Here is a 13,837-nt window from a genome sequence, read left to right as displayed (position 1 = left end):
TTATTTTACTGTTATTTTCGTTAAATTGCAATCTTTCAGAAAATTATATCTTGTTTTTTCTAAAATACATTCAAAAATGCTTGTTAAAGCCATAGACATTTTCCAAAGAAAGATGGTAGAATAGGATTTGTGTGTTAAAGCATCACTTCAATTATAGACATTTTTTAAAATGTGACGGTAATAATTCCTATTCCTTTCTTTTCTTGTTCTATTGGCATGGCTTTGCTTTATTCTATCCACCATGCTCCCCTAAGGATCCTGCTGTATGTAGAATTTTCTTTATATTCTATTATTGTAACCCATTGAACCCAATGGCTTACATAGTATGCATCAATTTATTATATCCAAGGCTAAAGGAGGGACATCAGAGGCATTTTTGGTTTAAAATCTAACTAATATAGGAGGCTTTTCATGACGACATCTGTAAATGAACCAAAAAAGAAAGAGAGTCTACATCCATTTTTACCACTCATTATCATGGTTATTCTAGTGGCCATTGCAACTCATTTTATTCCAGCAGGAGAATTTGAGCGAACAGAAGTCAATGGCCGAACCATCGTGGAACAAGGCAGTTTTCAGTATGTAGAAAGCAACCCTACTAGCATCAGCGATTTTTTCCAGTCTTTTTATTATGGTTTTGAAAGAGGCGCTGGCGCTATGGCGCTCATCGTCTTTATCGGAGGAACCTTTGGTGTTTTAAGAAAATCCGGACTACTCGATTTAGGAGTCCAGGGATTGACTGAAAAACTGAAAGATAAGGGAATTGGTGTGCTGGCTTTGGCGGTCATGACGGTTATTGCTATTAACAGTGGTTTTACCGGCATGAGGGAACTGGATATGATTTTTATTATGCTGCTGATTCCTATTATGTTAAAACTTGGCTATGACTCAATGACAGCCCTAGGTATTGTCCTAGTTGGATCAGCTGCCGGTTTTGCTCCTGCTGTGGCTAATCCATTTTTTACCGGTATTGCTCATCAAATTGCTGAGCTGCCTATTTATTCTGCCATTGCTTACCGGGGATTAATTACCATTGTTTTTCTGTTTACCGGATTATGGTATGTAACCAGATATGCAAAAAAAGTAAAAAAAGATCCTTCCTTAAGTTTAGTGGCTGACGAAGAAATAAATTTTGACGCATCTGAACACGAAAATTCTATGGAAGTTCAAACCATGACCCCACGGCTAAAAGCAGCCGGTATTGCCTTTTTACTTTTATTTGGACTGATGATTCTGGGTACCCTTAAGTTTGGGTTTGGTTTCCCTCAAATTTCTGGCGTGTTTGTAGCAAAAACTGTTATCGTAGGATACATTGCTGGCTTTAATACAAATAAAATTTGTCAGGCTTTTCTTGAAGGGGCTCAGCATGTACTAGGAATGGTACTGATCATTCTTTTTGCAAGATCCATTTTGGTAGTATTAGAAGATGCCATGGTTATCGATACCATTATCCACAACCTTTCTTACTTAATTATGGGAACTTCTAAAAATGTATCGGCTCTTATGATTTATGTGGTACAGACCATCATTAACGTCGTCGTACCTTCCGGCAGTGGCCAGGCGATGATTACCATGCCAATTATTATTCCGCTTGCTGATATGGGTGGCATTACCCGTCAGGTAGCTTGCCTGGCTTCCCAATTAGGAGATGGGATTACCAACTACCTATACCCAACCAATGGAATTCTAATGGGAGTGTTGGCTGCTTCTGGTATCTCTTGGGGAAAATGGGCCAGATTCTTTTTACCATTATTTTTCTTCTGGACCATTACCGCTGGAGTTTTCATCGTTATTGCACAAACAATAGAGCTAGGACCCTTTTAATGTCATTTTATTGATTCTGAGCGCTTCTCATAACCGAGAGGCGCTTTTTTTCCAGATAGACTCTCTTCCCAGACTATGTTACAATTTAAACAAAGTTAGGTGCGCACCTTTTTTTTACACATTAATTACAGTATTGGTGTAACAATTACGGTAATTAATGAATCAATCTTATATTTCAAGGAGGAATTATAACAATGGAATTAACGCACAACCCCACCCTACTATGGTTTTTGGCAGGGTATGGGGTCATTATGTTAGCAATGGGAATTTTTTATTCAAAGCAAATTTCTACCAGTGAAGACTTTATTCTAGCAGGCAAGTCTCTGGGAGCCGTTGTACTCATGGGAACCCTTATTGCTACTTGGGTAGGCAGTGGTACCATTACAGGTGGAAGCAACTCCCTCGCCTATAGCTTTGGCATTTGGCCAGCCATGTTACAAAGTGCTTCTGCGGTTATTGGCATTGGATTACTCTTTTTCATTGCAGAACGAATACGAAGCTTTGGTAAATACACCATCAGTGAAATCTTAGAAACTAAGTACGGAGAATCTGCCAGAATGCTTTCGGTTGTAATCATTGTGTTGGCCTATGTAGGCATTGTTAGTTATCAGTTTCAAGGATTTGGCTTTGTCTTAAATGTAACAACTGGGATTCCCGTACATACTGGAACCATCATCGCAGCCGTACTCATTGTTTTCCTTGCGGCGGCTGGCGGTCTAAAAGCCGTCGCTGCCACCGACGCTATTGGAGCCTTTGTCATTCTCATTGGCTTAGGGGTAGGAATTCCTTTTTCCATTAGTGCTGCTGGCGGCTGGACCAACATTACTGAAACAGTCCCTCCCTCAAGTCTTGAAGTCTTAGGGGGCCTTACTCCGCTTCAGCTTACAGGCTATTTGATTCCTTCTTTGTTTCTGTTGCTGGGGGATCAAAATATGTACCAACGCCTGGCAGCTTCCAGTGGCGGTAGAGCTACTCGAATTGGATCTGTTGGATGGTTAATAGGTGTTTTATTTATTTATCCCGCTGTTTCCATTATTGCTTTTTCAGCAAGAGTAACCTTTCCAAATATTGATCCTGGAATGGCATTAATCGCTACTACCACTATTTTGCCAACGTTTATTGGTGGATTGCTTTTAGCGGCGGCGGCGGCTTTTATTATCACCACAGGCAATTCCTATTTATTATCTGCTTCTACCAATATCACCTATGATTTATATGGAAAATACATCAATCCCAATGCAACGGATAAACAAAAGTTACTTTTTACCAGAATATTAATCCCGGTTTTAGGGTTGCTCTCTTATTCCCTTATTCGGTACTTTCCCACCATTCTATCTGTACAAATGTATGCCTATACGGTTTATGCCGCCGGCATTACGCCAGCCGTCTTAGCCGTATTCCTATGGAAAAAAGTCACCAAGGCAGGTGGGCTTGCATCCATGTCTGCTGGAGTGATCACCACATTAGTATGGGAAATTGTGTTAAAGCAACCCTTTGATCTTAATAGCTCTGTAGTATCCATCCCGGTTGCCTTTGCTGTGTTGATTATCACTTCTTTGCTCACTGCCAAGGAGTAAGTTGCCAAAAGAAAAAGACCTTAGGAGGAAGCCTATGTCCATCTACTTCAACAGGATTCAAAAAGTGCAGGAAAAAATGATCGGCCAGGGGATTGATTGTCTCTTCCTATCCCCCTCTATCAATTTAAAGTACCTTACGGGTTACGAAGCAAAAATGGATGAACGACTGGTTTTATTGATTCTTCCGTCAAAAGGAGAACCTGTTTTTGTGGCACCAAAGCTTTATGAAGCTTTTGTTGCCACTACCCCCATTGATCATAAAGTCTTTTGGGAAGATCAAGACAATCCCCATGAAATCGTGCTGAGGGAAATGAAAAAATGTGGCATGGCATCTGGTTCCATTGCTACAGAAAACAGTATGCCGGCGGCTTTTATAGTACCATTGCAAGCACAGCTTCCTGCCACAACCTTCGGATTAGCCAACCATCTTTTTGAAGACTTGAGAGAAATTAAAAATAACGCTGAAATTGAATTGTTAAAAAAATCTGCTCATATTATTGATAATATTCTAAAAAAAGTTATACTAGAGAAGGAGATTATCGGACGTAGCGAAGCAGAACTTGCAGCAGAATTGGAATATGAAATGAAACGCAGCGGCATGGAAGGGCCTTCATTTAGTCCGATTATTGCCTCTGGGGCTAATAGTGCATCGCCTCATCACAAAACCGGCTTGGATTCCATTAAGGAAAACCAGCCTTTGCTCATGGACCTTGGTGGTATTTGGAATGGCTTTTGTTCTGACATGTCTCGTACCATTTTTCTTGGAAACCAACCAGACGAATTATTTATGAAAGTCTATGAAATCGTCCTGGGTGCACAAAAAAAAGGAATAGAAGCCGTGGGTCCTAATGTCAGCGCCGAATCTATTGATGCTATTGTTCGTGAAGAAATTACACGCAATGGCTATGGGGATTATTTTATTCATCGAACTGGCCATGGTATTGGCATGGAAGTCCATGAAACCCCTTATATCGTTGCTGGAAACGATGGGATACTGAAACCAGGCATGCTCTTTAGCATCGAACCAGGTATCTACCTGCCAGGCAAATTTGGTGTTCGTATCGAAGATATTGTCCTGGTAACAGATACTGGATGCCAAGTCCTAAACCAATTTACAAAAAATCCATGCCTTAGATAAAAAGACGCTCGCGGCTATTGTAATGGATCCTTAAGCATTGCTATTGTGCTATTGGATAATTAAATTCAAAAACAAACCATCCAATGATAAATCATAACAACCTACAACAAGTGAGAACCTTTTGTTTCAAGCTATTCACAGTATTCTGTGTATGCTATTTTCTTATCCAATAAACATGATGGGGGTGCCTTCATGCAAGAAGTGTCAAAAAAAATTCGGGAATTACGAAAAGAGCGAAATCTAACCCTAAAAGAGTTAAGTCAGCGGACAGGGTTTTCCATTAGTTTCTTATCTCAAGTAGAAAGAGAAACGTCATCCATTGCTATTACATCCCTGAAGAAAATTGCAGACTCTCTGCATGTCCCCATTACCACCTTTTTCAAGGCCTATGATAACGAACATTTTTTAGTCTCCAAAGAAGAACAAAAGCCTTTTTTGATAGAAGGTGCTTCGACGGAATATGTTAAGCTGAGTGGTACTTTTCAAGATCGAGTGTTAGAGTCTTTAATGATCACCTTGCAACCTAAAGAATCCCACGGCCACCAATTTAGTCATCAAGGCGAAGAATTTCTATATGTGTTGCACGGTTCCTTAGCCGTAATGATTGATGGAGAGGAATACATGGTAAATGCAGGTTCTTCGATTCATTATCCTTCTGGCAAGCCTCATTTTTGGACGAATTTACTGGATCAAAAGACTACTTTTTTATGTGTGCTGACACCAATCGTCTTATAGGTAAAGCAATTCCCACTAGATTCAACTCTCCGTACCTTTCATTCTATGGGCTGCTTTCTAAAAATCCGATGGCCCTGTATGCCATCGGATTTTTTTACTCAATCTTTTTTCTGACTCTATGGAAATTTTTTAATAGCAGCTCCTCTACATCGATTCTGAAGCTTCCTTCAAGCCACGAAACACTTTTTCTGGAGTGGCAGGTAAGGTTCTTATTCGAACCCCACAGGCATTGTAAATGGCTTCTGTAATAGCAGGCGCTACGGTATTGACTACGACTTCACCGATAGACTTAGCCCCGTAAGGACCCGTATCATCAAAACCTTCTAGAATTTCTACCTTCAGGTTTCCTACCTCCGACCGTCCTGGCAGTTTATATTGCATAAACGTATCCTGTATTAATTTGCCTTTCTCGGTATACTCGGCTTCTTCGTAAAGAGCCAGGCCTATGCCTTGGACAATCCCACCTTCTGCCTGTACTTTCGCCAACATGGGGTTAATAGGAGTCCCACAATCCACTACCCCTACAAAATCTTCTACCTTTACCTGTCCTGTTTCCAAATCTACTTCAACTTCTGCAAATCCAGCCATAAAGGGAGGGGCTGCTTTTTTAGGCACAAAGGATCCCGTAACCGACAATTGTTTATGAATGACCTGATACATAATTTTTCTAGAAAACTCTTGTAGGCTAATGGTTTCATAGGGGGTTCGACAAATGAGATTCTTTCCATCAAAATCAATATTTTCTTCCTCTGTATCAAAGTATTCGGCGCCGATTTTCACTATTTCTTTTAGCATTTTATCCGCCGCATCTAAAATAGCATTCCCAGTGGTATATGTGGTGCTAGATGCATAGGCTCCGCTATCATAAGGGGTAATATCTGTATCTGCCGTATACAGAAGGATTTGTTCCATGGAAACCCCTAAGGCTTCTGCTGCTATCTGGGTCAGTATGGTATCGGAGCCTGTTCCAATATCCGTAGCTCCCAGCATCAGGCTGAAAAAACCATCCTCATTAAGTTTGATGCTAGCAGCAGCCATATCGATGTTGGGTAATCCTGATCCTTGCTGAGAAATAGCCATTCCTACTCCTCTAATTCGCTGATCATCCATTTTACGGCGAGGATATTTAGATTCCCAGTCTATCAGTTGTTTCCCTCTTTTCACACAGGTTTCCAGCATACAACTGTCCATAATCATTGGTTCTTTCCCGGCGCCCTTTGTCACCATGTTATACAAAGGAGTAGTTTCCCCCTGACGAATCATATTTTTTTCTCGCAGCTTCACTGGATCTATATTTAACTGATGAGCCAGTTCATTGATGGCCGATTCCAAGGCAAAAATTCCCTGGGTCACGCCATACCCTCTTAAGGCACCACCTGGCACATGATTGGTATACACGGCTTTGCCACGAAAGCGACAGGCTTTAACTCGATTATACAAAGTCAATACTTTTTTCCCTGCACTTCCTAAGGTGGTGGATGCATGCTCGCCGTAGGCACCTGTATCCCATATGCCATTCATATCAATGGCGTTTATCTTGCCTTCCTTAGAGGCACCCAGGGTTATTTGAAAAGACATGGCATGACGAGACGTGGTTCCTTGAAACACTTCTCTACGAGTATATACAATTTTAGCTGGCCTACCTGTTTTCATAGTAATCAACGCTGGATAAAATTCTGAGTGTACTGTCTGTTTAGAGCCAAAGCCACCTCCTATGCGTGGTTTAATGACACGAATTTGAGAAGCCGGCATCTCTAGGGCATTGGCTAAAATCCTACGTACATGAAAGGGAATCTGGGTAGAGCTTACCACCACCAGACGACCATAAACATCTAAATAACTGAAGCTCCGTTGGCTTTCCATCATGGCTTGGGCTTGGCCTTGGGTTCCATAGGTATGAGTGACCACTACTTCACTGTCTGATAGCACCTCATCCACTTCTCCCAGTTCAAAGTCTACGGTTCCGGCAATATTGCGTTGTGGATCAAATCCAAAGTTTGCTTTTGCCAGAATTTCTGGTTCTGGGTGAATAGGCGGCTGTTCTTCGGCTTTTTCCATATCCAACACCAGCGGCAGTGGTTCATAGGTGACTTTTATGAGTTTCAATGCTTTTTCTGCTGCCTGCTGGCTTTCTGCTGCGACGATGGCTACATCGTCCCCTACGTGACGCACGGTATGATCCAGTAAAAACTTATCGTGAGGAGAAAGCTCAGGGTAACATTGTCCTGCACGAGTAAAAGCCTTCCGCCCCACCTCTTCATGGGTCAGAATACATACCACTCCAGACACTTTTTCAGCTTGGACTTTATTGATCTTCGTTATTTTCGCATGGGCATGGGGACTACGTAACACCCGCACCACCAAAGCATCTCTAGGTGCCAGATCATCGGTATATACGCCTTTCCCCGTGACTAGGCTCATGCCATCCATTTTAGGAACACTTTGCTTAACCATTTTAAAGGTCATAGGATTCTCCTCCTTTCTTTAGAAGGACCTTCTTTTGCTGTAGATTTGCTTTGGATTCAAAATAGGCTGTTATGGCTCTCATTTGACTAGCATACCCTGTACAGCGACATAAATTCCCTTTTAAATGATGCGTGATTTCTAAGGTGGAGGGTTGTGGCTGAAGGGCTTCCAGATAAAGGATATTCATCACGGTTCCACTCGTGCAGTAGCCACACTGATCTGCTCCTTCTTCTACAAAAAATCTGGCAATGGTCTTTGCTTTCTCTGGAACGCCTTCTATGGTGGTTATTTCTCTGCCTTCGGCTTTGATGGCCAGTAAAACACAAGAAAGAACTGCTTTGCCATCCAAGTGGATCGTACATACACCACAATTTCCCGTATCACAAGCTTGTCGCACGCCTATATACCCATTTTCCCTTAGCACCTCTACTAGATAGGCATCTGGAGAAATCTCCATGGTTTTAGACACTCCATTAATGGTAGTATTCAGTTTCATACTAGATCGCCTCCTTGCCTGCTCCTTTGAAGAACCTTTTCTACCTGCCCTTTGCACAGATGCCTTCGGTATTCTTTACTGCCACGACTATTGGTGCCAAACCTCAATTCCTCAGCCGCCATTTCGGCTGCCTGTTTCATATCCATTTCCGTCCAATGAATCCGCCAAGAATCTCCCACTTGTTCTATGCCTTGTTGCAAAAATGCCATGGCTTTATGGGCTAAGGCCGCCCGACCAGGTCGGGCTCCTACGCTGATTTTCAACTGTCCCTTCACCACAGCGGATGCTGTGTTAAGTACCGCATAGTCTCCAGCGGTTTTTCGAAAAGAAGTAAAACTGGCTTTACATTGGCCTTTTTCAATAAAAATAGCTTCCAACAACTCTTTTCCTTCAGTTCCCTCCAGTAAAAAGCTTTCCAAAGATGGTTCTTTTCCTTGGTGGAGTCCAAGGGTTACTGGTAAGGTTAGTAGTCCAGTGATCAGATCCGAAAACCCATATCTAGCGTAAACACTGGCTCCCACCGTCACCACATTCCGCATCTGCACGCCTACGATTTCTCGGACGGCGGCGGCCAACAATCCATCATACTGGCGGTTTAACTCCTGATGCCTTTCCAACTCTCCTAAGGTTACCATCCCTCGGATTTCCCAGTAATGATCATGCTCGATAATCTTATTTAATCCACAATGAGAAAGGTCGATGAGGGTGGTAATGTTTTTGCTTCCCATCCGCAAAAATCCACCGCCGCCCAAGAGGGTAGCAAACCGATTTTGTTGCAAGGCTTCAAAGGCTTCTTTCGTCGTTGAAGGTGTGACGACTTTACGAACGGTGATCATCTCTAGCCCTCCTGTTCCATTTCTTTTCGTTCCTGTTGTTCATCTGCCAGGGTTTTTTGCGGCAATATTAAGTTAAGGGTAAAGGCAACAATCGTGGCAATCACAACCGCCGATTGCCCAAAAACCATCATGACCCAGTCAGGAAAAAGTGCTAAAGACTCAGGCACCTGTGTAATCCCAATTCCCAAAGCTACGGCAAGACCCACTATGGACATATTTCGACCAGACAGTTCATCTTGAATAATAAGCTTTATCCCTGTCATCGTGATCATGGCGAAAACCGTGATCGTAGCTCCCCCCAGAACACTCTGTGGGACTGTAGTCATCACAGCACCAAATTTCGGTACAAAGCCTCCTAAGAGAATAAATGCGGCGGCAATGCCCAGTACAAATCGACTAACCACTTTGGTCATGGCTACAATCCCTACATTCTGGCTATAGGTGGCCGTAGGCAATCCACCAAATAAAGAAGCGGCTATGCTGGCAACACCATTCCCAATAATTCCACCAGATAATTCTCTTTCCGTTACTTCCCGTCCCATGCCGCCTACGGTAGTGGCTGATAGGTCGCCTACGGCCTGGACAGAGTTTACAATATACATAATCACCATGCTCAGAATCGCTGGTGGATAAAATTCAATCCCAAAATGCAGTGGTCTCGGTGCGGCAAACCAGGAAGCCTCTGCTACTGGTGCAAAGCTAACCATATTAAAGAAAAAAGCAATGATATATCCAGCAACAATGCCCACTAAGATGGACGCCAGTTTAAAGTATCCTTTTGTAAACTGATTGCAAAAGAGTACTACAGAAAGGGTTACTATAGCCACTAACCAATTGGCATAAGACCCATATGTGGAAGAACCAACCCCTCCAGCAATATAGTTAATGGCCACGGGATATAAAGAAAGGCCAATGGTAAACACAACGGTTCCTGCCACCAAAGGTGGAAAATATTGCCGCACATGCTTAATAAAAATCCCTACTACCACAGCTACTCCACCACCTACCAGCTGAGCACCAAAAATACCAGCTATGCCATACTGAGCACCAATGGCAATGATCGTAGGCACATAAGCAAAACTTACGCCCATTATCACAGGTAAACCGGATCCCACTTTCCCAATAGGATATAGTTGCAATAGGGTGGCTATGCCCGCAATAAACATGGCACACTGCACAAGTAGCGTACGATCTGATGAGCTAAGCCCCACTACTCCGGCAATAATAATGGCTGGGGTCACATTTCCTACAATCATGGCCAAAACGTGCTGCAATCCCAGTGGAACTGCTTTTCCCATGGTAGGAATTCCATTGACATCAAAAACAGAGGTGTTGCGTGTCGATTGATTGTTGACAGCTTTTTCCATTGTTTTTCCTCCTTTTTCTTCCTTCCCTATCCATTGACCTTGCCTGTTTTCTTGGTCTGTACCAAGGCTTTTTCATTGATTTTTGGCATACAAAAAAGCCAGCACAAACCGAGGGATTTTCCCTCATGGTGCCGGCTACTTGAAGCGTCATTTAACAATGATCTTCTGTCTCTACCGTCCGCATTATTTAGTTGTATCTTGTCTGATAGAATAGCTCCTCAGTAGGCGCTCCGTCCCCTAAGGTAGAATACTCTTAAGTTTCTGACATCAGTTTATCATACTCCTCTTTTTCTGGCAACACAGAAAGGAAATCCTTTGCATTTTATTTTATCTCCAGCACCAGTTTTTCTTGATTTTTACTGCTATCGCAGGCTACTTCCCTAAGACGCAGAGAGCATTCCGTTACTTGGGACAAACAACTTATCAAGGCCTGTTGATTTTCCGTATAAAAGAGACGGCGGTGATAATCTACCAAACTGTAATGTCGACGATTGATCAAAATCCCTTCTTCCAATCGAGTTAGGCATCCTCTAGCTCGAATCTCAATGGCACCAGCACTAAGAGAAACATGAAGATCTCTGGGGCCTTTCCCCATGGCTTGTTTCATAAAATAAGTCATTTCCCGCTTGATTTTCATCTCCATTTCTGCCAGTTCGTCGGCATTTGCCAAACACTTTTCCCCTAATACCACTAAGCAATTTTCTTTTTTCACAATTTCTTGGGCCACCTGATGCATCTGCTCCAACAATTCTTCTAGATCAATAGGTTTTACGATATACCGAACAATTCCCACTCCCACTGCTTGAATAAGCGTATCGCTGTCTGAAAGAGCCGACGTAATAATCACTGGAATATCTAATCCCATCTGACGAATTTCCTTTACCAACCTTAGGCCATCCATTTCTGGCATCTTTAAGTCGGTTATGATTAACTCTGGTGGCAGCTCCTCTACGGAACGAAGGGCTTCTATGCCATTAGCCGCCAATCCAAGACGACCTACCCGTCGTTTCAAATAGATGGCCAGCTGGTGACGTGTTTCTAGATCATCTTCTACATAAAGAACATACAACTGATTTAAGACGGTAGATGCTTTAGGCTTTTTCTCTGTCATGAAGTACTCTCTCCTTTGCTCCAGGAATCGAAATCGTCATAGTCACACCCTGTCCTTTATTTTCCCAGGAAAGAATGCCCTTTAGGCTATTTTCCACAATGGTCTTGGTCATATAAAGACCTAAGCCAGTGCCTTGTTTTTGTGGTTTTGTGCTAAAGTATGGTTCAAAAATACGCTCCCCTATAGAAGGCGGAATACCACCACCCGTATCCCCAATAGAAATATGCATTTGAGTCGAATCCTCCTCCATACCAATCCGAATCTCTCTCTTGGTGGACTCCTGCTCCATCAAAGCATCCACCGCATTCGCTACTAGATTAAAAACAGCCTGAGAAAAGTGATTTCGATATCCGTAGGCAAATAGCCTTTCTTCTGCTTCCATGACGACTCGAATCCCATGGGCACGAAATCGTTCCTCCATTAAATCTAAGACTTCCTGAATTGCCTTCTCTACATCAAAAACATCACGCTGAATCTTAGGATTAGCAAACTGCATAAAATCGTCTATGGTACTAGACATACGGTGGATTAGTTTTCGACTGCTGTCTACGGAATGTGTCAGTTGTTTTTCATCTAGTTCCCCATGCCAATAGGCATCTTCCAAGTTTCCTAACACCAGCCCCAAGTTGTTAAGAGGCTGTCTCCACTGATGGGCAATATGCGTTACCATTTCACCCATAGCCGCCATTCTTGCTTGATAAAGCATTAACCCTTCTTTACGATGGTTTTCTTCCCGCTCCTGCTGAAATAGTCTTTCCATTCGATGAGCTGCACTTCGAAAAGACACCGCCACCAGCAAAAATCCTATAAGTAGTAAAAGACCCAGTCGTAATAAGAATAAAAGCCGCTGCTGCCGTTGTTGCTGTTTTTCCTGTTCCAAAGTTTCATAATCAAAGATAAAGGAGTTCCTATCTAAAGGTTTGGTGATTAAACCGAGTTGACTGAGTGCCTGATGGGTTTCTTCCCATCGGAAAGGATGAAGATTTCCCAGTTCTACCACCGGATAATAGGTTAATTCCATGACCTGCTGTGCCTGAAATTTGTTATATTCCAGAAATTCGCTGGGATACATGAAGTAATCATACCCCGCATGACCGCTGGCGTAACCTTGATCAATCCTGGTATGCTCAAAGCTTTCTGTAATGAGGGTTGCCATTTCCAAGGGATTTTCCAAAGCATAACGCCATCCTTGCAGCGTAGCTTTCCGAAAAGCTTCTACCATTTCCGGATCTTCCTGTGTTAGCCTTACCGTTGTAAACACCGAGTCTCCATAAAAATCGATTCCATAGTCCAGTGGTCGAAGGACAGAAACCGCCACTTCCGCTTCCCGAGCCTCCAATAAAATGCTGTCTAGATAGGATGGCACAATCTCATAGCGACGACTGGTCAGATCTTCCAGTGTAAAGCTTCTTTTTTTATCCGTATAGGGCAACTGTACCGGATCAATGCCTTCAGCGATCAACATTGCCTGAAGTTCTACATCCAACAGGTCTAAATGACGCCGGGCTACCTTCCGATCTAATAAATCCACCACGTTATTGACTTTAGTTTCTTCCAACCGATAGTAAGCTACGGCACTTCGCTGAAAAATAGCGGCTACCACCGACAACGGTTTTCCGTTCTCGTTGGCAAACAGAATATCCACAGCTCCTACACCAAAATCCGCTCTTCCAGCTTGTACTTCTTCTGTAGCTTGCCGGATATTGCCTGTCTCATCAAAAGCAGAACGAATGGTAACATCCAAACCAGCTTCTTCGTAATACCCTTGCCACAAAGCCGCATAATAGCCAGCAAACTGAAATTGAGGCTCCCATCGAAGTTGCAGAACAACGGATTGTTTATTTGCAGAAGGTGACGGATGTTCCATGGTTTCTTCTGCGCTCTCTCTGGTTTCCAATTCATAGCCATGTGGTATTTCAGGATAAAAGCCAAAGGCTGTCTCTGTAGATACATGGATCGCTCCTATTATCCCCACTCCTAGGATGAATACCACTACCCTAAGAAACAAGGCTACTGTTCTTATAAGGAGCTTTTCTTCTTTCCTTAAACACTCTTTGAAATCAGCGGCCATTTGGGTCCCTCCTTTGCTGCCTTTAAACCAAAATATCTTTGACGGATCTATGGAAGGCTTCTTTCTCTCCAGCATTCTTCGACAAAACTCTTCCATATCCTCTTTTTCCTTTGGCTCCTATTTTAGGGGGAAGTCATGTGATTTTTTTGGTTTTTTCCTTATGACAAACCAGTCACCATCCTAAACCACCAAGGAGCTCACAGAAACCACCAAGGA

The 13,837-nt window shown here is 42.8% G+C and carries 10 protein-coding genes; 4 read left to right on the top strand and 6 right to left on the bottom strand.

The window, feature by feature from the left end:
• The first annotated feature begins 411 nt into the window (after positions 1–411).
• The 4 genes from ACZ47N_RS08855 to ACZ47N_RS08840 all read left to right on the top strand — a co-directional run bounded on the left by ACZ47N_RS08855 (position 412) and on the right by ACZ47N_RS08840 (position 5,274).
• Positions 412–1,824 (top strand): YfcC family protein, encoded by a 1,413-nt coding sequence (locus ACZ47N_RS08855; RefSeq protein ID WP_464886191.1) that lies wholly within the window; start codon positions 412–414, stop codon positions 1,822–1,824.
• Between the two features lie 194 nt (positions 1,825–2,018).
• Positions 2,019–3,401 (top strand): sodium:solute symporter family protein, encoded by a 1,383-nt coding sequence (locus tag ACZ47N_RS08850; RefSeq protein ID WP_464886190.1) that lies wholly within the window; start codon positions 2,019–2,021, stop codon positions 3,399–3,401.
• Between the two features lie 34 nt (positions 3,402–3,435).
• The gene (locus ACZ47N_RS08845) at positions 3,436–4,539 is read left to right on the top strand and encodes a M24 family metallopeptidase (RefSeq protein WP_464886189.1); all 1,104 of its coding nucleotides are present in this window, start codon (positions 3,436–3,438) and stop codon (positions 4,537–4,539) included.
• Between the two features lie 192 nt (positions 4,540–4,731).
• The gene (locus ACZ47N_RS08840; RefSeq protein ID WP_464886188.1) at positions 4,732–5,274 is read left to right on the top strand and encodes a cupin domain-containing protein; all 543 of its coding nucleotides are present in this window, start codon (positions 4,732–4,734) and stop codon (positions 5,272–5,274) included.
• A 144-nt stretch (positions 5,275–5,418) separates the two neighbouring features.
• On the opposite strand, the gene ACZ47N_RS08835 is transcribed toward ACZ47N_RS08840, so the two are convergent.
• From ACZ47N_RS08835 to ACZ47N_RS08810, 6 genes are all read right to left on the bottom strand, one after another.
• Positions 5,419–7,740, bottom strand: a complete 2,322-nt coding sequence (locus tag ACZ47N_RS08835) for a xanthine dehydrogenase family protein molybdopterin-binding subunit (protein WP_464886187.1) — start codon at positions 7,738–7,740, stop codon at positions 5,419–5,421.
• Positions 7,730–8,236 (bottom strand): (2Fe-2S)-binding protein, encoded by a 507-nt coding sequence (locus ACZ47N_RS08830; RefSeq protein WP_464886186.1) that lies wholly within the window; start codon positions 8,234–8,236, stop codon positions 7,730–7,732. Before ACZ47N_RS08830 ends, ACZ47N_RS08835 begins: the two co-directional genes overlap by 11 nt.
• Entirely contained in the window at positions 8,233–9,072 is an 840-nt protein-coding gene (locus ACZ47N_RS08825) for an FAD binding domain-containing protein (RefSeq protein WP_464886185.1), read from the bottom strand. Before ACZ47N_RS08825 ends, ACZ47N_RS08830 begins: the two co-directional genes overlap by 4 nt.
• Before the next feature lie 2 nt (positions 9,073–9,074).
• Entirely contained in the window at positions 9,075–10,439 is a 1,365-nt protein-coding gene (locus tag ACZ47N_RS08820; protein WP_464886184.1) for a uracil-xanthine permease family protein, read from the bottom strand.
• A 322-nt stretch (positions 10,440–10,761) separates the two neighbouring features.
• A complete protein-coding gene (locus ACZ47N_RS08815) occupies positions 10,762–11,550 on the bottom strand; it encodes a Na-translocating system protein MpsC family protein (protein WP_464886183.1) in 789 nt (262 codons plus the stop codon).
• The gene (locus ACZ47N_RS08810) at positions 11,531–13,621 is read right to left on the bottom strand and encodes an ABC transporter substrate-binding protein (protein WP_464886182.1); all 2,091 of its coding nucleotides are present in this window, start codon (positions 13,619–13,621) and stop codon (positions 11,531–11,533) included. Before ACZ47N_RS08810 ends, ACZ47N_RS08815 begins: the two co-directional genes overlap by 20 nt.
• Positions 13,622–13,837 lie beyond the last annotated feature (216 nt).

Source organism: Tindallia texcoconensis, from assembly GCF_055383815.1.
The sequence above is the reverse complement of the archived record's forward strand: the minus strand, read 5'-3'. Positions and strand labels throughout refer to the sequence as shown.